Raw genomic sequence first — 26,200 nt, forward strand, 5'->3', positions numbered from 1 at the left:
ATGCCCTATGACCTGTGGTACTGGCCCGGCCTGCCGGGACGCGGCGAGTTCGTCCGGCTGGTGCTGGAGGCCGCAGGTCTGCCCTATCGCGACCGGGGCGTGGAGGAGGGGGCCGAGGCGCTGCTCGCCGACATGCGCAAGGGGAGCCGCTTGCCCTTCGCTCCGCCATATTTGCGCACCGGGGGACGGGCGATCGCGCAGGTCGCCAATATCCTCCACTGGCTGACCGAGCGGCACGATCTGGCACCGGTGAGCGACCGCGTCTGGCTGAACCAGCTGCAACTGACGATCAGCGACATGGTGGCCGAGGTGCATAATGTGCATCATCCGGTCGCGACCGGCGCCTATTATCACGAACAGAAGCCCGAAGCCGCCCGCGCCGCCGCGCAGTTCCGCCAGGAACGCCTCCCCAAATTTCTTGGCTATTTCGAGGATGCGCTGGGTGACGGCGAGTGGATGGCGGGCGGGCGCTGGTCGCCGGTCGATACCTCGCTGTTCCAGTTGATCGCGGGTCTGCGCTACATGTTCCCCAGGCGCATGGCGTCGGTCGAGGGCGACTATCCCGCGCTCATCGCCCTGTACGACCGTGTAAAGGCCGTGCCCGGCATTGCCGCCTATCTGGACAGCGACCGGCGACAGGCGTTCAATGAGGATGGAATTTTCCGCCATTATCTGGAGCTTGACGCCGAATGACCCGCATACCCCGTCCCGCCGCGCGCATCCTGTTGGTGGATGGGGCGGGCCGGACCCTGATGTTCCGCTTCACTCCCGGCGATCGCCCGCCCTTCTGGTGCACGCCGGGCGGCGCGGTCGATCCGGGGGAAAACTATGAACAGGCCGCGCGCCGCGAGTTGCTGGAGGAAACCGGCCTCGACCGCGATTGCGGGCCTCAGGTCGCACGGCGGCAGGTCGAGTTCCTGACCATCGAGGGTGTCGAGGTCGAGGCCGACGAACGCTATTTCCGCGTCGACATCGACGCGCATGAGGTGACGGGGGCGGGTCACACCGCGCTGGAGCAGCGGGTCATGCAGAGCTGGCGCTGGTTCAGCCGTGAAGAGCTGGCCGCCCATACCGAACCCTATTTCCCGACCGACCTGATCGCGCTGCTCGACGCCACGGAGCCGGCCCCCACGGAGCAAAGCCATGTTTGACGATTTCCTGCTGCGCACCCTGCAACCCTCCAGCCACGATCTGGGCGGGTTCAAGGTCCACCGGACGCTGCCCAACAAGGAGCGGACGATGGTCGGCCCCTTCATCTTCTTCGACCAGATGGGCCCGGCGCAGTTGCAACCCGGCTCCGGCATCGACGTGCGGCCGCATCCGCATATCAACCTGGCGACCGTCACCTATCTGTTCGACGGCGCGATCGGCCACCGCGATTCGCTGGGCAGCGATCTGGTGATCGAGCCGGGTGCGGTCAATCTGATGACCGCAGGCCATGGCATCGTCCATTCCGAACGCTCGCCGGGCGAGATGCGGCCGCAGGGCCCGGTGCTGTCGGGCATCCAGACCTGGCTTGCGCTGCCCGAAGCGCAGGAGGAGATCGATCCCTGTTTCGAGCATGTCCCGGCCGAGGCGCTGCCCGAAATCCAGGGGCAGGGTGCCACCGCGCGGGTCATCATGGGCGAGCTGTGGGGACAACGGGCACCGACGACGACCTATGCGGGTACCATCTATGCCGACATCGCGCTGGAACCGGGCGGCAGCATTCCCATAGACCCCTCGGCGGAGGAGCGCGCCGTGTACTGCGCGCTGGGCGAGGCCAGCCTGGAGGGGATGCCGCTGGAACCGCAGCGTCTCTACATCCTGAAGCCGGGGATCGCCGCGACCTTGCGGTCCGAATCGGGTGGGCGGGTGATGCTGTGCGGCGGCGATGCGTTCACGACGCCGCGCCATGTCTGGTGGAATTTCGTGTCCTCGCGCCGCGAGCGGATCGAGGAGGCGAAGCGGGCCTGGCGCGCGCGGGAGTTTCCGACCGTGCCGGGCGACGATGCCGAGCGCATCGAAATCCCGGAGATTCCGAAGACCGTCAGTTATCCGTGATTCGAACGCTTCACCCGGCAGGGCGGAAGCTCCAAACTGCGCATATCGGGAACCGATCGGTCTTTGGGACAATATGTCCACCATGATCGATCACAGTGAGCGCAGTTCCCGACTCGATTCATGTGCGGCTTGCGCCTACATTCCCCTCCCATGAGCATCGAAGGCACGGACGTGCGCGTGGATTATTCCCGCGTCTTCACCCAGGCGATCGACCGCCTGCACGCCGAGGGACGTTACCGCGTCTTCATCGACATCCTACGCAACAAGGGCATGTTTCCCAACGCGCGGTGTTTTGCCGGGCATAACGGGCCCAAGCCGATCACGGTCTGGTGCTCCAACGACTATCTGGCGATGGGGCAGCACCCGAAGGTCATCGCCGCGATGGAGGAAGCGCTGCACGACGTCGGCGCCGGTTCGGGCGGCACGCGCAACATTGGCGGCAACACGCATTATCATGTCGATCTGGAAGGCGAACTCGCCGACCTGCACGGCAAGGAAGCGGCTTTGCTGTTCACCAGCGGCTATGTCTCCAACGAAGCGACGCTGGCGACCTTGGCCAAGATCCTGCCGGGCTGCGTGATCTTTTCCGACGAACTGAACCACGCCTCGATGATCGCGGGAATCCGCAATTCGGGCTGCGAGAAGCAGGTCTTCCGCCACAATGATCTGGTGCATCTGGAGGAACTGCTGGCGGCGGCCGATCCGGCGGTGCCCAAGCTGATCGCGTTCGAGAGCGTCTATTCGATGGAGGGCGATGTCGCACCGATCGCGGCGATCTGCGATCTGGCGGACAAGTATAACGCGCTGACCTATCTCGACGAGGTGCATGCGGTCGGCATGTACGGCGCGCGCGGCGGCGGCATTTCGGAGCGCGACGGCGTCGCCCACCGGCTGACCGTGATCGAGGGCACGCTGGGCAAGGCGTTCGGCGTGATGGGCGGCTATATCGCGGCCGACCGGATGATCGTCGACGTGATCCGTTCCTATGCGCCGGGATTCATCTTCACGACTTCGTTGTCGCCGGTGCTGGTCGCGGGCGTGTTGGCGAGCGTGCGTCACTTGAAGCAGAGCTCGGTCGAGCGCGAGGGGCAGCAGGCCGCCGCCGCGAAGCTGAAGGCGATGATGTCCGAAGCGAACCTGCCCGTCATGCTGGGCGAGACGCATATCGTGCCGGTGATGGTCGGCGATCCCGTCAAGGCCAAGAAGATCAGCGACATCCTGCTCGCCGAATATGGCGTGTACGTCCAGCCGATCAATTACCCGACCGTGCCCCGCGGTACGGAGCGGCTGCGCTTCACCCCCGGCCCCGCGCATGACGAGGCGATGATGGCGGAACTGGTGTCGGCGCTGGTCGAAATCTGGGAGCGGCTCGAATTGAAGATGGCGGCGTAAGGGGCTGCCCTTCGCCATCTATCGTATGGGAACTTCACCCCGGCCTTCGCCGGGGTGGTCACCATTTCCAAGGTCAAATTTTAATCGAGCGTGATTGCGGCGTCGCTGCCCGGGACCGCCAGTGCCTCGCCGAACCGCACCGTGTGGACGCTGCAATAGTCGCCCTCGACCGGATCGGCATAGACATGGACGACGCGCCGCACTCCGTCGATCACCCAATAGGTCGGGATGCCCGCCTGGGCGTAAAGCATCCGCTTGAGCCCCATATCGCGGCTTTGCGTGGTCTGTGCGATCTCGATGACCAGCTGCACGTCATACGGCGTCAGGAAGCGGTTCTCGACCAACGGCTGGCGCAGCAGTGCGGCGTCGCAGGCGACGACGGTCGAATCGTTCAGGACCAGACCGGTCTCTGCCCGCACGACGGCAAGTCCCAGTTTTTGGGCCAGATAGAATACGACATTGGCCTGAGCCGCGGAGTGACCATTCATTGGCGGGTTCATCCGCTCCAGCTCCCCGTCGATCAGCTCGACCTTCATGCCCTCGAAGGCACCGCTTTCGACCATGTGCAGAAATTCGGGCGCCGTGAAGCGCGCGCGGGTGTCCGAGGAGAGGCGGGCCAGCTGGTTCACGGATGCAATCCTATCATGGCGGGCGGCGCGAGCCTAGCCGCGCTTCACCTCTTGCAATAGCCCTCGCCGGTCTTGACGGTCAGGCACTCGGTCTTGCCCGCCAGATACTTCAATCCCGTCGCATCGCCATTGGTCGGGCGCAGCGTCTCGCGGACGCCGCCGCGCTCGAACACGATCGTGTCGCCGACCTGTTCGCCCCGGAACTCGCCCTTGTTGTCGAGGTCCCACTGCATCTCCATGCGATAACGGCCCGGCGTCGCTGCGTGCTTGATGTTGAGGTACATGCCCTCCACCCCGACATAACGGCCGACATAATCGGGGCCCTTTTTCTTCGGCAGGCCAGTGAAGGTCGACCCGTCTCCGGCCGGGCCCGCCGTCGCGGCGGCGCTGGTGGCGTTGGCGGTGGCGGTGGGAGCCGCGGTGTTCCTGACCTCCTCCGGCGTCTCGCGTGAGCAGGCGGTCAGGGCAGAGAGGGCGGCGAGGATCAGGATGCGCTTCATCGCGCGCAGAACCCCCCAACGGTGGCGCACGTTCCGTTGCGCGAAGGGGTAGCCATGGGCCCGTTGCGCGCGTAAAGGCGCGGGCATTCCATTCGACCCCATCAGGAGCGCCCGTCCCATGCGCATCGCGATCGCATCCGATCATGCCGCCGTCTCGTTGAAGACCGTGCTGGCGGACTGGCTGCGCGAACAGGGGCATGAGGTGCTGGACCTGGGCACCGACGGCAATGCCAGTGTCGATTATCCCGATTTCGGCCGCGCGGTCGGCGAAGCGCTGGCCGATGGTCGCGCCGAGCGTGGCGTCGCGCTGTGCGGATCGGGCATCGGTATCTCGATCGCGGCCAACCGCAACCCCGCCTGCCGCTGCGCGCTGGTGTCCGAGCCGCTGTCGGCCGCGCTCGCCCGTCAGCATAACGACGCCAACGCTATCGCCATGGGCGCGCGCGTCATCGGCGAGGAAATGGCCAAGGCCTGCCTCGCAGCTTTCCTGTCCACCCCGTTCGAGGGCGGACGTCATCAGCGCCGTGTCGACATGCTGTCCACCGCGCCCGCCCAGAATTGAACGCCAAGGATACCCTCATGAGCACGCTTAACGACGTCCAGCCCGCCGGTTTCTTCACCCGCACCCTCGCCGATGCCGACCCCGCCGTCTTCGCCGGTGTTGCGCACGAGCTGGAACGCGAGCAGACCCAGATCGAGCTGATCGCCTCCGAGAACATCGTCTCCAAGGCGGTGATGGAAGCGCAAGGGTCCGTCTTTACCAACAAATATGCCGAGGGTTATCCGGGCAAGCGCTATTATCAGGGCTGCGCGCCGTCAGATGAGGTCGAGCAGCTGGCGATCGACCGCGCTAAGCAGATTTTCGGCTGCAACTTCGTCAACGTCCAGCCGCACTCGGGCGCACAGGCGAACGGCGCGGTGATGCTGGCGCTGGCCAAGCCCGGCGACACGATCATGGGCCTGTCGCTCGACGCCGGTGGCCATCTGACGCACGGCGCCAAGGCCGCGCTGTCGGGCAAGTGGTTCAACGCCGTCCAGTACGGCGTCGATCCCGAGACGCACCTGATCGACTATGACGAGGTCGCCCGGATCGCGCGCGAGTGCCAGCCCAAGATCATCATCGCGGGCGGCTCGGCCTATCCGCGCGTCATCGACTTCGCCAAGTTCCGCGCCATTGCGGACGAGGTCGGCGCCTATTTCATGGTCGACATGGCGCACTTCGCGGGCATCGTCGCGGGCGGGCTGCACCCGACCCCGTTCGGCCATGCGCATGTCGTGACCACCACCACGCACAAGACGCTGCGCGGTCCGCGCGGCGGCATGATCATGACCAATGACGAGGCGATCGCAAAGAAGATCAACTCGGCGGTCTTCCCCGGCCTGCAGGGTGGCCCGCTGATGCACGTCATCGCCGCCAAGGCGGTCGCGTTCGGCGAGGCGCTCCAGCCCGAGTTCAAGACCTATATCGCGGCGGTCGTGGAAAACGCCCGCACGCTGGCGGCGACGCTGAAGGCGCGCGGGGCGAACCTGGTCGCGGGCGGCACCGACACGCATCTGGCGTTGGTCGACCTGACCCCGCTGGGCATCACCGGCCGCGACGCCGACGAGGCGCTGGAGCGGGCGGGCATCACCTGCAACAAGAACGGCATCCCCAACGATCCGCTGCCGCCGATGAAGACCAGCGGCATCCGCGTCGGCTCGCCCGCCGGAACCACGCGCGGCTTCGGTCCGGCCGAGTTCGAACAGATCGGCCATATGGTTGCCGATGTGCTCGACGGTCTGAAGGCCAAGGGCGAACATGGGGACCCGGAGGTCGAGGCAAACGTTCGTGCCCGTGTGCGTGAGCTTTGCGCACGCTTTCCGATCTACCAGGGATAAGGACGTAATCGCATGGCCAAGTTCGACCAGAAGTTTTCCGAGGTGCAGAACGACATCAAGTCGACCCCCGGCCTCGGCAAGAGCATGGCGAAATGGGGCGCGCTCGGTGCGGTCGTCGCGATCCCGGTGCCGTTCGTCGGCCCGATCTTCGGCGCGGCGGCGGGTGCGGGCTATGCCTATCTCAAGGCCAAGAAGAAGATCTGAATGCGCTGCCCCTTTTGTGGCCATGAAGACAGTCAGGTAAAGGACAGCCGCCCCACCGAAGACGGGGCGGCCATCCGCCGCCGCCGCCAATGCGAAGGCTGCGGCGCGCGCTTCACGACGTTCGAACGCATCCAGCTGCGCGAGTTGTTCGTGCTGAAGAGCGAGGACCGACGCGAACCCTTCGACCGCGAGAAGCTGGTACGATCCATCGCCATTGCGACGCGCAAGCGACCCATCGATCCGGTGCGGGTGGAGAAGCTGGTGTCCGGCATCCAGCGCCAGCTCGAGACGAGCGGTGAGGGCGAGGTGTCGTCCAAGCGGATCGGAGAGATGGTGATGGAGGGGCTCAAGGGCCTGGATTCGGTGGCGTATATCCGCTTCGCCAGCGTCTATCGCGAGTTCGGTGAGGCGAAGGATTTCGAGGCTTTTGCCGGGACGGTGGAAGAGGTGGCGCCTCGGGGGGAGTGAGTTTAGGCGCGTGGTGAGGGCGGGGCGTGGGCTTCGACTTCGCTCAGCCTGAACGGCTGTTTTTATCCAGCATCGTATTGACCGCCGCTCATCCCCCACCCCCGTTCAGGCTGAGCGAAGTCGAAGCCCAAGGGACTCCCTTGCCGCAAACCGCAAAAGCGATAGCCTGATGAGATGGCCTTCTACTGCTACATCCTGCTTTGCTCCGACGGCAGCTTCTACACCGGCCACACCGACAATCTCGAACACCGTATCGCCCAGCATCAGTCAGGCGAACTCCCCGGCTACACGCTAACCCGCCGCCCCGTGGAACTGGCTTGGTCGCAGGACTTCCCCTCCCGCCACGAAGCCCTGACCACCGAACGCCAGATCAAGGGCTGGTCTCGCACCAAGAAGGCCGCGCTAATCGCATCGGACTGGACGCGCCTGAAAGAAGCCGCGATACCGCGCGCGGAACGTGCCCTTCGACTTCGCTCAGGGCGAACGGAAGATTGAATTTTGTCCAAGCCCCAATCCCAGCCCCCCGTCATCGTCCTGGTCCGCCCGCAGCTCGGCGAGAATATCGGCAAGGCCGCGCGTGCCATGCTGAATTTCGGGCTGGTCGAGATGCGCCTCGTCACCCCGCGCGACGGCTGGCCCAATCCGCAAGCGGGCCCGGCGGCGTCGGGCGCGGACATCGTGCTGGAACAGGCCAAGGTCTATGAGAGCGTATCCGACGCGGTCGCCGATTGTGCGCAGGTCTATGCGACGACGGTGCGCAAGCGCGGCGTGACCAAGCCGGTCGTCACCCCGGAAGAGGCGGCCCGCGAAATCCATGCCGATACGGTGGGCCGCGCGGCCTTCCTGTTCGGGCCGGAACGGTCGGGGCTGGAAACCGACGACGTCGCCATCGCGCGCAAGATCGTGACGGTGCCGATCAACCCGGAATTCGGCAGCCTGAACCTGGCACAGGCGGTGATCCTGATCGCCTATGAATGGTCCAAGGGTATCGAACTGGCCCAGCCGCCCGAGGTCGAACTGCCCGAGGTCGCGCCGCAGGGCGAGCTGGACGGGATGATCGGCCAGCTGGAGGATATGCTGGAGAATGCGGGGTTCTTCTTCCCGCCAGACCGCACCCCGGCGAGCAAGCGCACGCTGCGCACCCTGCTGACCAAGCCCGGCTGGTCGAGCCAGGAGGTGCGGACGCTGCGCGGCGTGTTGTCGACCCTGGCACGGCCGCGCCAGCGGTAATTCGTCCACCCCCGTTCAGGCTGAGCGAAGTCTAAGCCTATGGGATGGCCTCCGCCAAACGGCCCCTGTGGCGGGCCTCGGGGCGTGGCCTTCGACTTCGCTCAGGCTGAACCGAGATGGGGGCGCAGGGGCAGAGACGGGGCCCGCTTACCCCCGTGTCCGGTCGAACGCCGCCAGTTCATAGGCGATCGAGCCTTCGACCAGCATTTCCCAGATGTCGGCGACGACCGCTTCGGGGACGCCCAGGCGGCGGGCTTCGTCGCGGGCCTGGTCGATGACCTGGGTCTTGCGGTCCTCGTCGCGCACGCGGTCGCGGGTCGGTTTGATCCGGGCGGCGGCGTCCATATAGGCGAAGCGGCGCGCGAGCAGGGCGACCAGTTCGCGGTCGAGCTGGTCCACGCCCGCGCGGACCTCCGCCATGGTGGTGCAATCGGGTCCGGCGAGAATCTGGGTCATGGGCCAAGGCTCTGCCGGGTGGCGTTCCCGCTGTCCAGTCCGGCTTGCCGATCGGACCGTGCGCGGGATAGCATGGCGGCGCGTTCCAATTGGGAGATAGGACGATGCTGACCACGTTGCTGCTGCTGGCCCTGACCGGGCAACAGGCCGAACCCGCGCCCGCGCCGGTGAAGGAAAAGAAGATCTGCCGGGTCCAGGAAACCACCGGCTCGCGCCTGTCGGCCAAGCGGATCTGCAAGACCCAGGCGGAATGGGACGAGATCGCGGCCAATGCGCGCAACGACGTGGAAAACGCCACCGGGCGGCTGAACACCGCCAGCGGACGCTGATCGCCCGCTTCGCTTGACTCCGGCGCGCCCGTCGTCTAGGCGCGCCGCTTCGCAATTGCCCCCGCATCCCGGTGAAGCGGTGGGCCTGCGCTTGTCCCCATAAAGGCTTGCATGGTGCGATACCGGGACCAACGTCGTTCGTAATTGCCAAGGATTACACATGTCGAAGCGTCAAAGCGCAAAGTACAAGCTCGATCGCCGTATGGGCGAGAACATTTGGGGTCGCCCCAAGAGCCCCGTCAACAAGCGTGAATACGGCCCCGGCCAGCACGGTCAGCGTCGCAAGGGCAAGATGTCGGACTTCGGTCTGCAGCTGCGCGCCAAGCAGAAGCTGAAGGGCTATTATGGCGACGTGACCGAGAAGCAGTTCAAGGCCTGCTACCAGGAAGCCGCCCGCATGAAGGGCGATACCTCGCAGAACCTGATCGGCCTGCTCGAGCAGCGTCTGGACATGATCGTGTACCGCGCCAAATTCGCGCCGACGATCTTCGCTGCGCGCCAGCTGGTCAGCCACGGCCACATCCGCGTCAACGGCGTGAAGTGCAACATCGCGTCGCGTCGCTGCTTCGTCGGTGACGAGATCTCGCTGGGTTCGAAGGCGACCGAAATGGCGCTGGTCATGGAAGCACAGCAGCTCGCCGAGCGTGAAGTGCCGGACTATGTCACCGCCGACGGCAACACCAAGGTCGCGCTGACCCGCATCCCGACCCTGGACGAGGTGCCTTATCCGGTGAAGATGGAACCGAACCTGGTCGTCGAATTCTATTCGCGCTAAGTTTCGGGTCTTACCGAAGTTTTGGAAAGGGCGGTCCCGATGGGGCCGCCCTTTTTGTTTTCCATTCTAACATTTGCGTCATGCCGGATCGACAAACCCGATGCGCTGTTCAGGTCATGGGTCGGCCCACTGTCGCCCCTTAACCGGAGGGTTGCAGATGGATTGGATGGCGTTCCTGATCGGCTTCACGATCATGTCCCTGGCCTCGCTGGCCATTTACGCAAAAGGCAGCAAGACGTCGCCGTCGCTGCATCACACATTGCTCCATGCCGCCGTGCCATTTATCGCGGCGACGGCCTATCTTGCCATGGCCTTCGGCATCGGCACGCTGATCAACATCGACGGATCGGTGACCTATCTGGCCCGTTACGCCGATTGGTCCGTCACGACGCCGATCCTGCTTGCCAGCCTGGTGCTGCTGGCCTTTCACGAGCGGGGCAAAACGGGGGAGGTCGGCGGCTATCTGACCGCGATCATCGTCCTCGACGTCCTCATGATCGTCACTGGCCTGATCTCGTCGCTGGCGCTCGTGCCCGTGCTGAAATGGGTATGGTATCTCTGGTCGTGCGCAGCCTTTGTCGGCGTGCTGTATCTGCTGTGGGTTCCGCTGCGCGCCATGGCGGCCGAACGAGGCGAAGCCCTGGGCACGGCCTATCGGAAAAACGTCGTGTTCCTGACCGTGATCTGGTTCCTGTACCCGATCGTCTTCCTGGTCGGGCCGGAAGGACTGAAGATCATCAGCGATCCGACGTCGGTCTGGGCGATCCTGATCATGGATGTGCTGGCGAAGGTCGTCTACGCCTTCTATGCGGCCGCCAATCTGAAGACGGCGCTGCACGACCATCGCGCCTGATGACGCGCGCCCCGGTGATCGGCTGGACCATGTTGGCGGGGGCGGCACTGGCCGCCTCCGCCGGTTCCTTGCCCATCCAGCTGGGCTTTGCGATCCTGGCCATCGGTGTCCTCGGCATGGCGCATGGCGCCAGCGATCTGGCGATCGTCGCGCCGGGCCGCCGCCCCCTGTTCCTGTTCCTATATGTCTCCGTGTCCCTGATCTGCCTAGCGTGGTGGACGGGATACCCTCAGATCGCGTTACCCCTGTTCCTGGCGGCCTCGGCCATTCATTTCGGGGTGGAGGATGCGCCCCATGGCGGTCTGCCGGAGCGGGCGGCGCGGGGCATCTCGCTGGTGGCGACGCCGGCGATCCTGCATCGCGAGGGTTATGGCGACATTCTCGCCTTCGCGGCAGGCCATGGCATTTCGACGACCGTGCTTTTCCTGCTGATCGCTGCCGGAGCCGTTGCGACGGCGCTGGTCCTGATCATGGCGATACGGCGCCGCGACGGGCGCCTGTTGATCGGCACCGGCGCCTTGTTGGTCCTGCCGCCGCTGATCGGTTTTTCGATCGGCTTTCTGGTTCTGCACGCCCTTCCGCAGACCGATCAGCGGCGGCAAGAGATCGGTTGCGTCAGCCATCGCGCCTATTTCCGGGCGGTCGCTCCCATCCTCCTCGCGGCCCTTCTCATCGCGGCGGCGGTGGGAGCATTTTTTGTCTATCGGGAGGGGACCGGCGTCCGCGCCCTGTTTGCCGGTATCGCGGCCTTGGCGATGCCCCATCTGCTTGTGACACCCTGGTTCGAGGGGCGGGCAGGCCGTCCCGTCGCATACTCTTGCCCCGCGATCAGCGGCCGGGCACAACATCCCCAAACATAAGGGGAAATCATCATGCGCCGCCTGCTTATCCTGTCCCTCCTCCTCTCCGGCACCGCGATGGCGCAGGACAAGCCCGCCATCTCGGTCGACACGCTGAAGACGGTCACGCAGACCCTGTCCTCCGACGAATATGAAGGCCGCGCACCGACCACGCCGGCCGAGGACAAGACGGTCGCGTACATTATCGACCGCTTTCAAAAGGCGGGTCTGAAGCCCGGCAACAAGGGCAGCTGGACCCAGGACGTGCCGATGGTCGAGATCACCGCCACCGACGTCCAGCCCTTCACCGTCAAGGGCAAGGGTGCGACCATTCCGCTCGCCTATCGCACCGACATGGTCGTCGGCACCTATCGCGTGGCCCCGCGCATCGACGTGAAGGACAGCGAGCTGGTCTTCGTCGGATACGGCATCACCGCGCCCGAAAAGGGCTGGGACGATTATGCCGGGGTCGATGTGCGCGGCAAGACGGTGGTCATCCTGATCAACGATGCCGACTGGCAGACCATGGGCCGCGAAGGGCCGTTCGAGGGGCGCACGATGACCTGGTATGGTCGCTGGCCCTACAAGTTCGAGAATGCCGCCAAGCACGGCGCCGCCGCCGCGCTGATCGTCCACCAGACCGAACCCGCCGCCTATCCCTGGGCGGTGGTGCAATCCTCCTGGACCGGGCCGCAGCTGGAATTGGACGAGGCGGGCGACCATCAGGACCAGAGCCAGGTCATCGGCTGGCTGCAGCAACCGGTGGCGCAGCGCATCCTGAAGGCGGCGGGCAAGGACCTCGCCACGCTGACCAAAGCGGCGCAGCAAAAGGGGTTCAAGGCGGTGCCGCTGGGCCTGACCCTGTCGGGCGGCTTTGCCAACACGATCCGGCGTCAGGCGTCGAAGAACGTGATCGGCGTCCTGCCGGGCACGACGGAACCTGGTGATTACGTCCTCTATTCGGCGCATTGGGACCATCTGGGACGCTGCGACGCGGTGGACGGCGACGATATCTGCAACGGCGCGCTCGACAATGCGACCGGCGTGGCGGGGCTGGTCGCTTTGGCCGAGGCGCAAGCCAAGGCGGGACCGGCCAAGCGGTCCATCGCATTCCTGGCGGTGACGGCGGAGGAAAGCGGGCTGCTCGGCTCGGGCTATTATGCGCAGCATCCCGTCTTCCCGCTCGCCCGTACCGTGGGCGGGGTGAACATGGACGGGCTGAACGTCACCGGGCGGTCGAAGGACTTCGTGCTGGTCGGCAAGGGCAAGTCCGAGATCGAGGACCTCGCCAAGTCGCTGGTCGGCGCCCAAGGGCGCTATATCGGCGAGGAGGCCAATCCCGAGCGTGGCAGCTATTACCGCTCCGACCATTTCTCGTTCGCCAAGCTGGGCGTGCCGATGCTCGACGGTGGCTCGGGGCAGGACAAGGTGATGGGCGGCGTCGCCGCGGGCAAGGCGGCGTCCGAGGACTATGTCGCCAACCGCTATCACAAGCCCGCCGACGAATATGATCCCCGCTGGGATTGGTCGGGCGCGGTCGAGGATTTGACGGTCTATTATCAATTGGGCAGGACGCTCGCCGACCGGCCGGGCCTGTGGCCCAACTGGTATCCCACCGCCGAATTTCGCGGCATTCGCGATCAAAGCAGGAAGAACGTCCAGTGACCACGCCAACCGTGACCACGCCTCCGCCGCCCGAATGGGCCCCGCATGACGCCGTATGGATCGGCTTTCCCAGCCATCCGGAGCTGTGGGAAGAGGATCTCGACCCTGCGCGCGAGGAGGTGCTGGCCTTTGCCCGCGCCGTCCATGCCGATGGCCGGGGCGAGCGGGTGATTCTGGTCGCCGCCGATGGCGAGGCGGCCGAGGCCGCGCGCGCGATGGCGGGCGACATGGCGGACGTGGTCGTCCAGCCCTTTGGCGATATCTGGCTGCGCGATACCGGCCCGATCATCACCGGCGACGGTTCGGCCCGGCTGTTCCGGTTCAACGGCTGGGGCGGCAAGTACGACCTGCCCGGCGACGACACGGTCGGTGCACGGCTGGCCGAGGATCGCGGGCTTTCCGCCACCCGCTGCGAATGGGTGCTGGAGGGCGGCGCGATCGACGGGGACGGCACCGGGCTGGTCGTGACGACGCGCCAGTGCCTGCTCAACCCCAACCGCAATCCCGACCTGCGGGAGGGCGAGATCGCCGACCGGCTCGCCAACGACCTGGGGCTGACCCGGATCGTCTGGCTGGGCAACGGCCTGCTCAACGACCATACCGATGGCCATGTCGACAATCTGGCGCGCTTCGTCGGTCCCAACCGCGTCGCCATTCCCGAAGCCGCCGAGAACGACCCCAACTGGCAGGTCTATGCCGCCGCCAAGCGCGACGCGCAGGCCGCCGGTCTGGAGGTCGTCGGCATCCCGTCGCCGGGCCGCGTGCTGCGCGACGACGAGGTCGTACCCGCCAGCTATATGAACTTCTATATCGGCAATGCCTCGGTCGTGGTGCCGCTCTATGGCAGCGAGAATGACGAGGCCGGGGTCGCCGCGATCCAGGCAATCTTCCCCGACCGCCAGGTCGTGGGCCTGCGCGCCGATGCGATCCTGACCGGCGGCGGCAGCTTCCACTGCATCTCGCAGCAGATTCCGACGATCGGCTGATCCGAACTTCGGGCCCGCGCCTCGACAGGGGGGGGCGGGCCCTTTACCGGCCATAAACCGCGCGCGTGTATGAAGCTGCGATTACCCGTCCGGGATCGGAGCCCCACGTCTTGCAAGTCACCATCAATCTGCTCCGTGCGCAACACGAGGACATTGCGCGCGCCGTCGGCGATCTCATGGCCCTGTTCGACATGCGCTATGCCGAGGCCGCGCCGATGCTGGGCCCGGCCCGCACGCGGATCGCGCAGGTCATCACCAAGCATCTGAAGACCGAGGATGAACTGCTCCTGACCCCGCTGCGTGAACGGCGGCTGATGGCCACCATCCCCGGATGCGAGGCGATCGTGGTCGAAACGCGCGAACTGCGCCTGACCTATTCCAAACATATCGGTACCTGGACCGGGCGCGCCATCGAGGAACGGTGGAACGAATATGTCGGCGTGACGCGGGCGCTCAACCAGCGGTTGATGGCGTTGTGCGACCTGAAGATGAAGAGCTTCTATCCGGTGGTCCTGCGCTACATCCTGTTCGATCCCGCCCCGGCATCCCGCATGACGGCGTGACGCGGCTGGAGGATGCGGAAGCGGGGTGACGCCCGCGTGCGGAGCCATTAAAGGGCAGGGCCATGACCCAGATCACCGTCGCTGCGCTGCAACTGGCCTTTACCGCCGATATCGACCGCAACATCGCCGAGGTGTCGCGCCTCGTCCGCGAGGCGGCATCCCGGGGCGCGCAGGTGATCCTGCCGCCCGAGCTGTTCGAGGGCGAGTATTTCTGCCGCGTCGAGGACGAGGGGCTGTTCACGAACGCCAAGCCGACCGCCGAGCATCAGGCGGTGCGCGCGATGCAGGAACTGGCCGCCGAGCTGAAGGTCCATATCCCGACCAGCTTCTTCGAGGCGGACGGGCCGCATCACTATAACTCGCTGGCGATGGTCAACCCGGACGGCAAGGTGGCGGGCGTCTATCGCAAGAGCCATATCCCGGACGGTCCGGGCTATGAGGAGAAATTCTATTTCCGTCCCGGCAATACCGGGTTCAAGGTGTGGGACGGCCCCGCGACCAAGCTGGGCGTCGGCATCTGCTGGGACCAATGGTATCCCGAGACGGCGCGCGCGATGATGCTGATGGGCGCGGAGATCCTGTTCTATCCGACCGCGATCGGCAGCGAGCCGCATGACGACAGCCTCGACACCGCTCGATTGTGGCGCCGTGCGATGGTCGGCCATGCCGTGTCCAACGTCGTGCCGATCGTCGCCGCCAACCGCGTCGGTTGCGAACATGGCCAGACCTTCTACGGCACAAGCTTCATCTGCGACGAGCGCGGCGACATCCTGGCCGAACTGGACCGCGAGGAAGAAGGCGTGATCGCCGCCACGCTCGACATCGACCGGGTGAAGCGCCACCGCGCCGCCTTCGGCTTCTTCCGCGACCGGCGGCCGGAACTGTACGGGCGATTGGTCCAGGATATCTGAGCTTAAATTCCTCCCCTGTAAGGGGAGGGGGACCATGCGCAGCATGGTGGAGGGGTGTCCCGCTCTCGATAGGGTGATACCCCTTCGTCAGGGCTTCGCCCTGCCACTTCCCCTGCAAGGGGAGGAATGGTTTAGCCCCGCAATTCCATTGCCCGCGCGAATACGGCCTCGAACATCTCGGACGTCAGTTTCCCGGTATTCTGGTTGTAGCGCGAGCAGTGATAGCTATCGAGAATCACCGGCCCGCCGCCGGGCAGGCGATGTTCGGCCAGATGCGCGAATCGCGCCTTGGGCAGGCGACCGCCCAGTGACTTGATGACCGAGCGGTGCGCGATCTCGCCCAATGCGATGACCACCGACAGCCGGGGCAGCGCGGCCAGCTCCTGTTCGAGAAAGGTGCGGCACGTACGGATCTCGTCCGGCGTCGGCTTGTTCTCGGGCGGCAGGCATTTGACCGCATTCAGGATCACCGCGCCCTTCAGCGTCAGGCCGTCATCGACCTTGGCGGCGAACTCGCCCTCGGCCAGACCGAATTTGGCCAGCGTGCCATAGAGCAGCGGCCCCGCGCCATCGCCGGTGAAGGGGCGGCCGGTGCGGTGCGCGCCATGCTTGCCGGGGGCGAGGCCGACGACCGCCAGCCAGGCCTCGCCATCGCCGAACGGCGGCACGGGGGCGTTCCACCAATTGGGATATTCGGCGGCGACGGTCTCGCGGACCTCGACCAGGCGGGGACAGAGCGGGCAGTCGCGCGGCGGCTGGATCGGGGCCAGGGGCGCCGGGATGACAGGAAAGGATGCGTCAGGCATCGCGCTCGGGTAGTCGCAGGGCATGACGACGACAAGCTATGCCATCGCACTGGGTTCCAACCGTCCGGGGCGGCATGGCGGCCCGCGCGAGGAAATCCGTGCGGCGCTGGCGGCCCTGCCCGGCGTCTATGCGGTGTCGCCGATCCTGACCACCGCGCCCATCGGCCCGTCGATCCGCGCCTTCGCCAATGCCGCCGCGCTGGTCGAAAGCCCGCTGGACCCGCCCGCGATGCTTCGCGTGCTGAAGGCCGTCGAGCGCGATTTCGGGCGGCGGCGGGGGCAACGCTGGGGGGCGCGGGTGATCGACCTGGACATCATATTATGGTCGGGGGGGCGGTGGCGCTCGCCCAGTCTGATCGTGCCGCACCTGGCCTATGCGACGCGGGACTTCGTGCTGCATCCGCTGGCGGCGATCGCGGCGGACTGGCGCGACCCGCGTGACGGACGGTTTGTGCGCCATATGCGACATGGTGTTGACCGCAGGCGTCCGCGCCCCTAGGTCGCTTCCACCCCGATGGAGGGTCCGTAGCTCAGTTGGTAGAGCAAGCGACTTTTAATCGAGAGGTCCCGGGTTCGAGTCCCGGCGGACCCACCACGGGGATGATATACCGATCAGCCTTCGCCATGATCGTCGCGAAGCGCGCGGCCCGCGATCGTGATTTCCCCGACGAAACATGCCAGCCCTGCCACCGCGCAGATCAGTCCGCCGCCGAAAAAGAAGAACAGCACCCCCGCATGACGCGAGTCGCGCAGCGTCCCCAGGAACAGGGTGATCGCCGCGCAGCAGGTCATCGCGCCCGCCGCCGCGGTCAGGGTTACGGCGATGTCGAGGATCTTCGAGCGCAGGCGCAGGCGGCGCATCTCATAACCGTTCGTCCGGCCATCCCGCTTCAACCCCTGGATACGGTCGCTGATCCGCCCCAGCCGAGTCGCAAAGACGTTCAGCAGCGATCCCACGGCGGTCAGCAGGAAGATGGGCGTCAGAGCCAATTGGATGACGCGGGCAGCGGCGTTCAGGGGTTCTGTCATCATGGCTCGCTTCTCGGAAGATCAACGATCGAACAAATGGCGCCAATGTTCCCGGGATAAGCATCGCCGAAGGACCGCCGCTGGCCGGGGCCAGTATAAAGCGGCGGGACGTCTCTCCCGAAATGGGATGGCGGGGACGATCGTGTGATCCCAATCATCTTGTGCTAAGAGCTTTTTAGGACGGATATGGAAAAGACGGGGCGTTTTCAGGGGGAAAGGCAGATGGAATTTCCGCTCATCGCGCCGCGACCGCCCCGGCTGTCCGAACAGATGGAGGGCCTGAAGCGGATCGAGGCGTCCGGCCAGTTCAGCAATAACGGCCCCGAGGTCCGCGCGCTGGAGGCCGAGATGGTCGCACGGCTGTTCGACGGGCGCGGTGCGGCGCTGGCGGTCGGCAATGCGACGCTGGGCCTGATGATCGCCATTCGGCAGGCGGCGGGGCTGCATCCCCGGCCCGGCACGCTCGCCATGATGCCCGCCATGACCTTTGCCGCGACGGCACAGGCGGCGATCTGGGCCGGGCTGACCCCCCTGATCGTCGATATCGACCCGCAGGACTGGACCGCCGACGCGGCCGAGGAAGAGCGGATGCTGGCTCAGCATGGCGGCCGGATCGGTGTCGTCGTGCCCTATGCGACCTTCGGCACGGTCATCGACCTGGATCGCTATGCCTGGCTGGCGCGGCGGTACGAGGTCGGGGTCGTCATCGATGCAGCGGCCTCGCTGGGGACGCTGGACGAAGCGGGGCGGGGCTTCGGCACGGGGGCGCCCTTCGCGCTGGTCTATTCGATGCATGCGACCAAGACCTTTTCGGTCGGCGAGGGCGGGCTGGTCTATAGCGGCGATGCCGACCGGATCGACCAGTTGCGCGATGGTGAATTTCGGTTTCGAGAGCGGGCGCAACGCGACCCTGCCGGGCATCAATGCCAAGATGCCCGAGATACTGGGCCTGATGGCACGGAGCAAGCTGGCCGAACTCGATAGGATCTGCGACGCCCGCGCCGCGCTGGACCGCGAATATCGCGCGGCGCTGACCGGGCTGACCTGCCAGCATGGGACGGCCAAGCGGCAGGCGACGCAGTTCATGCCGGTGCTGCTTCCCCCCGAACTGGCCTCGCGCCGGACCGCCATCGCCGAAGCCCTGGCGGCGGACGGGGTCGGGACGGGGCAGTATTTCAGTCCGCATCTGGGTGAGCAGACGCTGTTCCGCGACACCGCGCTGGTCGAGGCGACGCCGGTGGCGGACGACGTTTCGGCGCGGATGCTCAGCCTGCCGATCACCGATGCGATGCGGCCCGGCGATGCGACGATCGTGGCCGGGCGGCTGATGCGCGCGATCGCGCGTGTTGCTGCCGATGCCGGGTCAGCTGGGGCAGGGCAGGCGCGCGGCGACGCCGTGCTGGGCTGCGTGATGATCGGCGGCGGACCGGCGGGCACCGCCGTGCTGACCGCCGCGAGCAAGAAGGGATTGCTGGAGCGGCTGGCCGGGGACGGCCTCGTGCTGGTCGAGCGGTCGCCCCATATCGGGCCGGGCGCGCTGGGCGGCTATGCGATCCGTTCGGACACGACGGCGGAAACCTTCCTGTCGGCGGTGCGCGGCAATCCCTATCCCGAACTCGCCGCGCTGGAGACGCATCCGGCCGGGCAGATGATGGCGCGGCATTGCGGGGCGCTGGGCGCGCCGCTGGCCGAGACCGCGCCGTTGCTGGCGGCGACCGCGCAGCGGCTGCGCGGGATCGTGACGGCGCATGGTGGTGAAATCCGCACCGATACCGAGGCGCTGAGCGCCCAAGCCACGGCGGACGGGCTCTGGCGGACCACCATTGTCGGTCGCGAAGGGCAGCGCATCCTGACGTCGCGCCATCTGGTCGTGGCGACCGGCGGCTACCAGAGCGATGCGCATGTCGCGGACAAGAGGGTTGCGGGTGCCAGCCTGGGTGAACTGGCGGGTGACCGGCTGATGCGCTCCGACCTGCTGTTGCGGCGTGGTGGGGTGGAGGCGGTGGCGGCACGGCTGGCCGACCGGCGCGCGCCGCGCGTGGTGATCGTCGGGGCCTCGACCAGCGCGCTGGCCTCGGCGGTGCAGCTGCTCAAATGCCATGGCCTGCCCTGGGGCGCGGGCGCGATCACGCTGATGGTGCGCACCCCGCCCAAGCCCTTCTTCCCATCGGTCGAAGCGGCGGCGGCGGAAGGCTTCACTGACTTCACCGCCGACGATATCTGCCCGGTCAGCGGGTTCGTGCTGCGCCTTGCCGGGCTTCGGCTGGAGTCGCGCGAGCTGGTGATGCGGATGCTGGGCCTGGGCGGACGGACGTCCGACCCACGCCTGCGCCTCCACCGGATCGCGGGAGAGGACGATGCCGAGGCGCGTCGGATCATCGGCGAGGCCGATCTGGTGGTCGGGGCGCTCGGCTATCGTCCGCGCGCGCTGCCGCTGTTCGACGTCAACGGACAGCCGATCGCGCTGGCGCACCGCGCGGGGCGGCCGATGGTCGACCGGCATTGCCGCGTCCTCGACGATCAGGATCGACCGGTGCCCGGCGTCTTCGGCATCGGCCTTTCCGCCGGTTTCGTGCCTTGGGGTGCGCTGGGCGGGGAGAAGAGTTTCCGGGGGCAGGCCAATGGCTTGTGGCTCTGGCAGAATGATGTCGGCCAGATGATCGTCCACCAGCTGCTCAGGCAGGATGCGGCGGCACGGAGCAGCGCGGCGGCATGAGCGATCCGGTCGCCGATCCTGTCGTCAGCGTCGTCATCCCCGCCTATAACGGCGCGGCGCTGATCGGCGAAACGCTGGCGAGCCTGGGCGAGCAGACGCTGACCGCCTGGGAGGCGTTGGTCATCGACGACTGTTCGTCGGACGACACCCGCGAACTGGTGCGGAACTGGCCCGATCCCCGCGTTCGCCTGATCGAGAATGCGGTCAATGGCGGCCCGGTGACAACGCGCAACCGGGGATTTGCCGAGGCGCGGGGGCGCTATCTGGCGGGGTTGGACCAGGACGATCTGTGCCGCCCGGAACGGCTGGCGCGGCAGGTCGCCTTTCTGGAGGCGCATTCCGATATCGTGCTGGTCGGCACCCAGACCGAGCAGCTGGTCGGGCGGCGCGTGCTGCCCATGGACTATGCGCCGCACACCACGCCCGAACTGATCGCCTGGCTGAGCTGGATCGAAAATCCGCTGGCATGGTCGACGGTGATGGTCCGCGCCGATGTCGCGCGGCGGCTCGATCCCTTCACCCGGCCCGAAATCCTCTATGCCGAGGATTTCGACCTGTATCACCGCATCGGCGCATTCGGGCGCATCGCGCGACTCGATGAGCCGCTGCTGATCTATCGCCAGCACGAAGGCGGTGCGTCGAAACGGTTCACGACGATGATGCGCGCCAGCGCGACGCGGGTGCTGGCCGAGGCGCATGCGCCGCTGCTTGGCGACGATGCGGACGAGGTCGCGCGGCTGCTGGTCCAGCATAATATGGGGGGGGTGCCGGTCCCCGATGGTGCGACCCTGCGCCGCCTGGGGCAGACCATTGCGCAACTCCAGAGCGCGTTCGTTGAGCGGTTCGCGCCCGATGCGCAGAGTCTGACGCTGATCCGCTGGGAAACCGCGCGACGCTGGCGGCAAGTGGCGCGGGCGGCACTGCGGGGCGGCCAGGTCACGCTGGGGGATGTGCTGGCGTCGCGGCCGCCGCATCTGGGGCTGGGCTATGCCGGTGTCGACGATCTGCTGCGATGGCGCGCTATCGGTATGGCGCGGCACCTATATCGGAAAGGGCACGCCCATGACCGGGACTGATCCGATCAAGCCCGAGCCCTGCGCCGTGTCCTATGGCAATCCCCAGCCGCAGAAAGCGCCGGGGATTGCGCCGACCTGTCTTAGAAAAGGTGCTCGATCAGCTTGGACGCGCCGAGGGCGACGCCGCCGACGGCCAGCCAGCTCGATACCGCACCGATGGTCAGGATCATCAGGCGATCGATCGGCGAAATCATGTGCTCTTCCATGGTGGTGCAGTCCTCTCCCGCCAATCGTGGTCGTCGGCGTGCCTCATTTATGAAACAGAACTGGTTAACAGACAAACCCGTTTTTCGAATGACGCTGATCGATCGGGCCGTTTCTGAAAGAGCTGTCGGCCATTCAATGGCTTGGCCATGACGAAAAGCTCGTCCAGCCCCGGTCTGAAAGCCTGATTCGCTTGCCCTTGAAGAGCATTCGCCACAAAGGCCGGGCATGACGAGGCCATTCCCATGATCGATCAGACCCGTTTTTCGGGCGGCGATTCGTCGCATGACGAATCGCATGATTCGCCGCTTGCCGCCCCGCCGCGCCTGTCGGCCATGCCGATGGCATTGCGCGGGGTTGCGGCGGGGGCGGTGGCGCTCGCGCTGTTACTGCTCTTCGGACTGGCGGTCGATCACTGGCCCTTCGACTGGGATCGGGCGATCCTGACCGGGTTGCGGACCCATGCGTCGTCGCCGGGGCTGCGCGCGGCGGCGGTGGATTTCACCGCGCTGGGCAGCGTGCCGGTGCTGGTCCTGATGGTGGTGGGCGCGGCGGTCCTGCTGCTGGCGCGCGGCTGGTGGTTGCTGGCGCTGATGACGGCGCTTTCGGGGATCAGCGGCGGTGCGGTCGTGACCTGGGTGAAGCTGATGGTCGCGCGCCCACGGCCCGATCTGGTGCCGCACTGGGTCGATGTCCACAATGCCAGTTTCCCCAGCGGCCATGCGGCGGGCAGCGCGATGGTCTATCTGACGCTGGCGGCCCTCGCGACGCAGCTGACCGATCATCGCCGGGTGCGCCATGCCATTGTGGGGATCGCGGTGCTGCTGGTCGGGGCGATCGGGGTCAGCCGTGTCTATCTGGGCGTGCACTGGCCGTCCGACGTGGCGGCTGGCTGGAGCTTCGGCACGATCTGGGCACTGGGCTGGTGGTGGGCGACGGCGGCCGCCCGCCGGTCATGGGTGGCCGAGCGCCAGTAACGCCTGCGCCGCCTTCAGGTGCGGTGCGTCGAGCATCTTGCCGTTCAGCTGGAGCACACCGGCCCCCGGATTCGCCGCAAACAGATCGACGATCGTCTGCGCGCGCGCCCGCTCTTCGGGAGAGGGGGTGAAGGCGGCGTTGATGACCGGCACCTGCCTGGGATGGATGGCCATCATGCCGGTAAAGCCGTCGCGCCGTCCGCGCGCGGCATAGGCGGCCAGCCCGTCCAGATCGGCGAAATCGGGATAGACCGTCTCGATCGCCGCCACGCCCGCCGCATGGGCCCCGAACAGGGTCAGCGACCGGGCGAGCTGATAGGGAGCGGTATAGCCGCCATCCGCCTCGCGCGAGGTGACGGCACCGATCGCAGCGGGCAGATCCTCCGCGCCCCAGGTCAGCCCGGCGAGCGGCAGCGGCGATCCGGCATATTCGTGCAGCCGGAACAGCGCCATCGGCGTCTCGGTCGCGATCGGCAGGATCGGGATATGCGCCACCCCGCGTGCCGCCAGCGCGTGCAGGCTGACCAGCCCCTCGGCCTTGGGCAGGACGATGCCATCGGGCCGGGCGGGCAGGATCGCGGCCAGATCGTCGGCCGCCAGCGGGCCATCGATCGGGTTGATGCGGGCGAACAACTGCACGCCGGGCTGACGCGGCTGGTCCAGGAACCGCGCCACTTCTTCGCGTGCGCGCGGCTTGGCATCGGGGGCGACCGCATCCTCCAGGTCCAGGATCAGCGCATCCGCGCCCATCCCCAGCGCCTTGGCCATCCGCTCGGGCCGGTCGCCCGGCACGAAGAGGAGCGAGCGCAGCCGCACCGGATCAGCGGCCCATTTCGGCCAGCTTGCGCTCCCAGGCCAGCGCGTCGCGAACGATGCCTTCCAGATCGTCCCGCTCGGGCTGCCAGGACAGGGTGGCCAGGATCGCGCCATTGTCGGCGACCAGCTCGGCCGGGTCGCCCGCGCGGCGGCCTTCCATGCGGCGCTCGATCGTCAGGTTGGTCACGCGGTCGACCGCGTCGAGCACCTCCAGCACCGAGAAGCCACGGCCATAGCCGCAGTTCAGCGTGTGGCTCTCGCCCGGCTGCTCGACCAGCAGTTCCAGCGCGGCGACATGCGCGGCGGCGAGGTCGGAGACGTGGATATAGTCGCGCACGCCGGTGCCGTCGCGGGTGGCGAAGTCGGTGCCATAGACGCTGACGGCGTCGCGCTTGCCGATCGCCGCCTCGACCGCGATCTTGATCAGGTGCGTCGCGCCGACCGTCGACTGGCCCGAACGGCCCTGCGGATCGGCGCCCGCGACGTTGAAGTAACGCAGCGTGCAATAGTTGATCGGATGCGCGGCGGCGACGTCCTTCAGCATGATCTCGGTCATCAGCTTGGACATGCCGTACGGGTTGATCGGCGCCTTGGGATCGCTTTCCTTGATCGGCACCCGCTCGGGCGTGCCATAGGTGGCGGCGGTCGACGAGAAGATGAAGTGGGCGACGCCCTCTGCCACCGCGCTTTCCATCAGCGAGCGGCTGGCGGCGGTGTTGTTGCGATAATATTTGAGCGGGTCAGTGACCGACTCGGGTACGATGATCGAGCCCGCAAAGTGCATGATCGCGCGGACCCGGTGCTCACGGATCGCGGCACGCACCGCGTCGTCGTCGGCGACATTGGCCACGACCAGCGATGCGCGCGGATCGACCGCCCAGTCGAAGCCGGTGACGAGATTGTCGAGCACGACGACCTCATAGCCCGCATCCAGGAGCGCCAGCACGGCATGGCTGCCGATATAACCGGCGCCGCCCGTCACCATCACCTTACCGTCGATCGTCGCCATCACTTTTGCCCCAAGTCGCTGGATTGCCGTGGCCTAGCCGCTTCCTATCTAAGCATACAAGACGACAAGGAGATTCCGAGTGACCGAATATGTAACGCTGGCCGGGGGCTGTTTCTGGTGCACCGAGGCGGTGTTCAAGGACGTGATCGGGGTCGAATCGGTCGAAAGCGGCTATATCGGGGGCACCGTGCCCAACCCGACCTACAAGCAGGTGTGCGGCGGCGACACCGGCCATGCCGAGGCGATCCGCATCGGCTTCGATCCGGAGCAGCTGGCGCTGGGCGATCTGCTCGACATTTATTTCGCGACCCATGACCCGACGCAGCTCAATCGCCAGGGCAATGACGTCGGCACACAATATCGCTCGGCGATGTTCCCGGCGGACGAGACGCAGGAGGCCGCGATGAAGGCCGCTGTCGAGCGAGCCCAGGCCGGGCTGGACAAGCCGGTCGTGACCACGATCGAGCCGATGGCGCAGTGGTATCCGGCGGAGGATTACCATCAGGATTATTGGGAAACCTCGGGCCGGTCGAACCCCTATTGCATGGCGGTGATCCCGCCCAAGCTGCAAAAGCTGCGCAAGAGCTTCGCCGCGCGGTCGAAGGCGGTGACGGCGTAAGGGATGGGGCGGGGCTGGCACTACTCGCTCTGCCCCTGCCTCCGTTCAGCCTGAACGGAGGCCTTGGATTAATCCCAACATCCGTTCAGGCTGAGCGTAGTCGAAGGCCATGCACGGACCTTCGCCCAAAAATGCCCTTGTGGCATCGAGCATCCCTTGGCCTTCGACTTCGCTCAGGCTGAACGGGGGTGGGGGCTATCCCCCAAGTCCGCTCGCACCGAGCGAAGTCGAAGTGCACGCCGCGAACTCGGCCCAAACCCTAACGCGTCGCCGCCCGCCGCAACCGGTCGTTGATGGCCTCGCCGATGCCGTCCGCCGGGATCGGCGCCACCGCCAACCTCGCACGATCGCTGGCATCGGCGCGGTGGAGCGCATCGAACAGGCGCGCCGCCGCCTCGACCGGATCGCCGCGTTCCGACAGGCTGTCCTGCCCGCGCACAGCTCCGAAACCGATCAGCCACTCGTCCTCCGCCTCCTCGGTGACATTCAGACGCAGGGGCTTGCGCGGCGCATAATGGCTGGCAAGCTGGCCCGGCGCGGTGACGATGGCGGGAGCCTCCGGGCCCTGCTCCACATCGCCCAGCACCGCCGCCAGCATCGCCGCCGTGACCGGGCCCGGACGCAGGATGGTGCGGCCCGTGACGATGGTCGATTCCAGCCCCGCCTCGGTCGCGCCGTCATCGAGGATCGGCACCCCTGGTCCCAGGCTGGCGCGGACATGGGCGGCGCGGGTCGGGCTGATCCCGCCGCTGGCATTGGCGGAGGGGGCGGCGAGCGGGCGGCCGGTCTCGGCCAGCAGGGCCTGCATCGCGCGGTGGCGCGGCACGCGGATCGCGATCGTATCCAGCCCCGCCGTCACCAGCGAGGCGATGCCCGCCCCAGCCTTTACGGGCCGCACCAGCGTCAGCGGTCCCGGCCAGAAGGCGCGGGCCAGCGCCAGCGCATCGTCGTCGAAGTCCGCCAGCGCCAGCGCCGCCGCCAGATCGAGGACATGGACGATCAACGGGTTGAACGAGGGCCGCCCCTTCGCCGCATAGATCCGCGCCACCGCCTCGGCCGCCGTTGCGTCGGCGGCGAGGCCATACACCGTCTCGGTCGGCACGGCGACGATGCCGCCATCCAGGATCACCGCCGAGGCGGCGCGGATCGCATCGGGGCCGAAGGGCAGGGTCGGGTCTTCGAGGGGAAAGGTCATGATCGCCCCCGCCTATATCCCCTGGCGTGCGG

Annotated in this window: 32 protein-coding genes and 1 tRNA gene; 25 read left to right on the forward strand and 8 right to left on the reverse strand. The window is 66.8% G+C overall.

Annotated features, from left to right (window positions below):
- The 4 genes from GGQ89_RS00845 to hemA all read left to right on the forward strand — a co-directional run bounded on the left by GGQ89_RS00845 (position 1) and on the right by hemA (position 3,435).
- On the forward strand, positions 1 to 693 hold the full coding sequence (locus GGQ89_RS00845) for a glutathione S-transferase (RefSeq protein WP_184103317.1): 693 nt from the start codon (positions 1 to 3) through the stop codon (positions 691 to 693).
- Complete coding sequence (locus GGQ89_RS00850) at positions 690 to 1,151, forward strand: NUDIX hydrolase (protein ID WP_184103319.1); 462 nt, start codon at positions 690 to 692, stop codon at positions 1,149 to 1,151. Before GGQ89_RS00845 ends, GGQ89_RS00850 begins: the two co-directional genes overlap by 4 nt.
- A complete protein-coding gene (locus GGQ89_RS00855; protein ID WP_056432034.1) occupies positions 1,144 to 2,043 on the forward strand; it encodes a pirin family protein in 900 nt (299 codons plus the stop codon). The genes GGQ89_RS00850 and GGQ89_RS00855 overlap by 8 nt, the downstream gene beginning before the upstream one ends.
- A 150-nt stretch (positions 2,044 to 2,193) precedes the next feature.
- Entirely contained in the window at positions 2,194 to 3,435 is a 1,242-nt protein-coding gene (hemA, locus tag GGQ89_RS00860; RefSeq protein ID WP_076714713.1) for a 5-aminolevulinate synthase, read from the forward strand.
- Between the two features lie 80 nt (positions 3,436 to 3,515).
- Here hemA and GGQ89_RS00865 read toward each other — a convergent pair whose 3' ends face one another.
- Both GGQ89_RS00865 and GGQ89_RS00870 read right to left on the reverse strand, forming a co-directional pair.
- Positions 3,516 to 4,064, reverse strand: coding sequence for a Uma2 family endonuclease (locus GGQ89_RS00865; protein WP_184103321.1), 549 nt, complete (start codon positions 4,062 to 4,064; stop codon positions 3,516 to 3,518).
- Positions 4,065 to 4,108: 44 nt separating this feature from the next.
- Entirely contained in the window at positions 4,109 to 4,564 is a 456-nt protein-coding gene (locus tag GGQ89_RS00870) for a hypothetical protein (RefSeq protein WP_206362781.1), read from the reverse strand.
- 118 nt (positions 4,565 to 4,682) lie between these two features.
- On the opposite strand from GGQ89_RS00870, the gene rpiB reads away from it, so the two are divergent.
- The 6 genes from rpiB to GGQ89_RS00900 all read left to right on the forward strand — a co-directional run bounded on the left by rpiB (position 4,683) and on the right by GGQ89_RS00900 (position 8,344).
- Positions 4,683 to 5,126 carry a ribose 5-phosphate isomerase B gene (gene rpiB / locus GGQ89_RS00875; protein WP_061780478.1) on the forward strand — a complete coding sequence of 148 codons (444 nt, stop codon included), beginning with the start codon at positions 4,683 to 4,685 and terminating at the stop codon, positions 5,124 to 5,126.
- A gap of 17 nt (positions 5,127 to 5,143) precedes the next feature.
- Complete coding sequence (gene glyA, locus GGQ89_RS00880) at positions 5,144 to 6,442, forward strand: serine hydroxymethyltransferase (RefSeq protein ID WP_076717846.1); 1,299 nt, start codon at positions 5,144 to 5,146, stop codon at positions 6,440 to 6,442.
- A gap of 12 nt (positions 6,443 to 6,454) precedes the next feature.
- Entirely contained in the window at positions 6,455 to 6,646 is a 192-nt protein-coding gene (locus GGQ89_RS00885) for a hypothetical protein (RefSeq protein WP_056432013.1), read from the forward strand.
- Positions 6,647 to 7,114: a transcriptional regulator NrdR gene (gene nrdR / locus GGQ89_RS00890; RefSeq protein ID WP_056432010.1), complete on the forward strand. Its 468-nt coding sequence runs from the start codon at positions 6,647 to 6,649 to the stop codon at positions 7,112 to 7,114.
- A 174-nt stretch (positions 7,115 to 7,288) separates the two neighbouring features.
- A complete protein-coding gene (locus GGQ89_RS00895; protein WP_184103324.1) occupies positions 7,289 to 7,609 on the forward strand; it encodes a GIY-YIG nuclease family protein in 321 nt (106 codons plus the stop codon).
- Positions 7,610 to 7,612: 3 nt separating this feature from the next.
- The gene (locus GGQ89_RS00900) at positions 7,613 to 8,344 is read left to right on the forward strand and encodes an RNA methyltransferase (RefSeq protein WP_184103326.1); all 732 of its coding nucleotides are present in this window, start codon (positions 7,613 to 7,615) and stop codon (positions 8,342 to 8,344) included.
- A 147-nt stretch (positions 8,345 to 8,491) separates the two neighbouring features.
- Here GGQ89_RS00900 and GGQ89_RS00905 read toward each other — a convergent pair whose 3' ends face one another.
- Complete coding sequence (locus tag GGQ89_RS00905; RefSeq protein WP_184103328.1) at positions 8,492 to 8,800, reverse strand: chorismate mutase; 309 nt, start codon at positions 8,798 to 8,800, stop codon at positions 8,492 to 8,494.
- 104 nt (positions 8,801 to 8,904) lie between these two features.
- Here GGQ89_RS00905 and GGQ89_RS00910 point away from each other — a divergent pair, with 104 nt between their 5' ends.
- From GGQ89_RS00910 to aguB, 8 genes are all read left to right on the forward strand, one after another.
- Positions 8,905 to 9,129 (forward strand): hypothetical protein, encoded by a 225-nt coding sequence (locus tag GGQ89_RS00910; RefSeq protein ID WP_184103330.1) that lies wholly within the window; start codon positions 8,905 to 8,907, stop codon positions 9,127 to 9,129.
- A 160-nt stretch (positions 9,130 to 9,289) separates the two neighbouring features.
- Positions 9,290 to 9,904 carry a 30S ribosomal protein S4 gene (gene rpsD / locus GGQ89_RS00915; protein ID WP_042490485.1) on the forward strand — a complete coding sequence of 205 codons (615 nt, stop codon included), beginning with the start codon at positions 9,290 to 9,292 and terminating at the stop codon, positions 9,902 to 9,904.
- 166 nt (positions 9,905 to 10,070) lie between these two features.
- Entirely contained in the window at positions 10,071 to 10,757 is a 687-nt protein-coding gene (locus tag GGQ89_RS00920) for a bacteriorhodopsin (RefSeq protein ID WP_206362793.1), read from the forward strand.
- Entirely contained in the window at positions 10,757 to 11,617 is an 861-nt protein-coding gene (locus GGQ89_RS00925) for a Brp/Blh family beta-carotene 15,15'-dioxygenase (RefSeq protein WP_184103336.1), read from the forward strand. Before GGQ89_RS00920 ends, GGQ89_RS00925 begins: the two co-directional genes overlap by 1 nt.
- Positions 11,618 to 11,629: 12 nt before the next feature.
- The gene (locus GGQ89_RS00930) at positions 11,630 to 13,261 is read left to right on the forward strand and encodes a M28 family metallopeptidase (protein WP_184103339.1); all 1,632 of its coding nucleotides are present in this window, start codon (positions 11,630 to 11,632) and stop codon (positions 13,259 to 13,261) included.
- Between the two features lie 11 nt (positions 13,262 to 13,272).
- Positions 13,273 to 14,247 (forward strand): agmatine deiminase family protein, encoded by a 975-nt coding sequence (locus tag GGQ89_RS00935; RefSeq protein ID WP_184103994.1) that lies wholly within the window; start codon positions 13,273 to 13,275, stop codon positions 14,245 to 14,247.
- A 110-nt stretch (positions 14,248 to 14,357) separates the two neighbouring features.
- Complete coding sequence (locus GGQ89_RS00940) at positions 14,358 to 14,810, forward strand: hypothetical protein (protein WP_076714733.1); 453 nt, start codon at positions 14,358 to 14,360, stop codon at positions 14,808 to 14,810.
- Between the two features lie 62 nt (positions 14,811 to 14,872).
- Positions 14,873 to 15,721: an N-carbamoylputrescine amidase gene (aguB, locus tag GGQ89_RS00945; RefSeq protein ID WP_184103342.1), complete on the forward strand. Its 849-nt coding sequence runs from the start codon at positions 14,873 to 14,875 to the stop codon at positions 15,719 to 15,721.
- A gap of 131 nt (positions 15,722 to 15,852) precedes the next feature.
- Here the strand turns inward: aguB and GGQ89_RS00950 are convergent, their stop codons facing one another.
- Positions 15,853 to 16,527: a uracil-DNA glycosylase gene (locus GGQ89_RS00950; protein WP_184103345.1), complete on the reverse strand. Its 675-nt coding sequence runs from the start codon at positions 16,525 to 16,527 to the stop codon at positions 15,853 to 15,855.
- Positions 16,528 to 16,549: 22 nt separating this feature from the next.
- Between GGQ89_RS00950 and folK the strand changes: the two genes are divergently transcribed.
- Together folK and GGQ89_RS00960 are read left to right on the forward strand one after the other, a co-directional pair.
- Complete coding sequence (gene folK, locus GGQ89_RS00955) at positions 16,550 to 17,026, forward strand: 2-amino-4-hydroxy-6-hydroxymethyldihydropteridine diphosphokinase (protein WP_184103348.1); 477 nt, start codon at positions 16,550 to 16,552, stop codon at positions 17,024 to 17,026.
- A 20-nt stretch (positions 17,027 to 17,046) separates the two neighbouring features.
- A tRNA-Lys gene (locus tag GGQ89_RS00960) sits at positions 17,047 to 17,122 on the forward strand.
- A gap of 17 nt (positions 17,123 to 17,139) precedes the next feature.
- On the opposite strand, the gene GGQ89_RS00965 is transcribed toward GGQ89_RS00960, so the two are convergent.
- Positions 17,140 to 17,559 (reverse strand): DUF2721 domain-containing protein, encoded by a 420-nt coding sequence (locus GGQ89_RS00965; RefSeq protein WP_237243510.1) that lies wholly within the window; start codon positions 17,557 to 17,559, stop codon positions 17,140 to 17,142.
- A 219-nt stretch (positions 17,560 to 17,778) separates the two neighbouring features.
- On the opposite strand from GGQ89_RS00965, the gene GGQ89_RS20315 reads away from it, so the two are divergent.
- The 4 genes from GGQ89_RS20315 (at position 17,779) to GGQ89_RS00980 (ending at position 22,529) form a co-directional block, all read left to right on the forward strand.
- On the forward strand, positions 17,779 to 18,540 hold the full coding sequence (locus GGQ89_RS20315; RefSeq protein ID WP_338112372.1) for a DegT/DnrJ/EryC1/StrS family aminotransferase: 762 nt from the start codon (positions 17,779 to 17,781) through the stop codon (positions 18,538 to 18,540).
- Positions 18,509 to 20,272, forward strand: a complete 1,764-nt coding sequence (locus tag GGQ89_RS00970) for a DegT/DnrJ/EryC1/StrS family aminotransferase (protein WP_338112406.1) — start codon at positions 18,509 to 18,511, stop codon at positions 20,270 to 20,272. The genes GGQ89_RS20315 and GGQ89_RS00970 overlap by 32 nt, the downstream gene beginning before the upstream one ends.
- Positions 20,269 to 21,348, forward strand: a complete 1,080-nt coding sequence (locus GGQ89_RS00975; protein ID WP_184103351.1) for a glycosyltransferase family 2 protein — start codon at positions 20,269 to 20,271, stop codon at positions 21,346 to 21,348. The genes GGQ89_RS00970 and GGQ89_RS00975 overlap by 4 nt, the downstream gene beginning before the upstream one ends.
- Positions 21,349 to 21,797: 449 nt before the next feature.
- Positions 21,798 to 22,529 carry a phosphatase PAP2 family protein gene (locus GGQ89_RS00980; protein WP_240456557.1) on the forward strand — a complete coding sequence of 244 codons (732 nt, stop codon included), beginning with the start codon at positions 21,798 to 21,800 and terminating at the stop codon, positions 22,527 to 22,529.
- On the opposite strand, the gene GGQ89_RS00985 is transcribed toward GGQ89_RS00980, so the two are convergent.
- Both GGQ89_RS00985 and galE read right to left on the reverse strand, forming a co-directional pair.
- The gene (locus GGQ89_RS00985) at positions 22,506 to 23,345 is read right to left on the reverse strand and encodes an aldolase/citrate lyase family protein (protein WP_184103354.1); all 840 of its coding nucleotides are present in this window, start codon (positions 23,343 to 23,345) and stop codon (positions 22,506 to 22,508) included. The two genes, GGQ89_RS00980 and GGQ89_RS00985, sit on opposite strands and share 24 nt — an antisense overlap.
- A gap of 4 nt (positions 23,346 to 23,349) precedes the next feature.
- Positions 23,350 to 24,354 (reverse strand): UDP-glucose 4-epimerase GalE, encoded by a 1,005-nt coding sequence (galE, locus tag GGQ89_RS00990; RefSeq protein WP_184103357.1) that lies wholly within the window; start codon positions 24,352 to 24,354, stop codon positions 23,350 to 23,352.
- 79 nt (positions 24,355 to 24,433) lie between these two features.
- On the opposite strand from galE, the gene msrA reads away from it, so the two are divergent.
- Positions 24,434 to 24,973, forward strand: a complete 540-nt coding sequence (gene msrA / locus GGQ89_RS00995) for a peptide-methionine (S)-S-oxide reductase MsrA (RefSeq protein WP_056431961.1) — start codon at positions 24,434 to 24,436, stop codon at positions 24,971 to 24,973.
- 259 nt (positions 24,974 to 25,232) lie between these two features.
- On the opposite strand, the gene GGQ89_RS01000 is transcribed toward msrA, so the two are convergent.
- A complete protein-coding gene (locus tag GGQ89_RS01000) occupies positions 25,233 to 26,168 on the reverse strand; it encodes an L-threonylcarbamoyladenylate synthase (RefSeq protein ID WP_184103360.1) in 936 nt (311 codons plus the stop codon).
- Positions 26,169 to 26,200 lie beyond the last annotated feature (32 nt).

Origin of the sequence: Sphingomonas yabuuchiae, from assembly GCF_014199595.1 — a bacterium.
GTDB classification, from domain to species: domain Bacteria; phylum Pseudomonadota; class Alphaproteobacteria; order Sphingomonadales; family Sphingomonadaceae; genus Sphingomonas; species Sphingomonas yabuuchiae.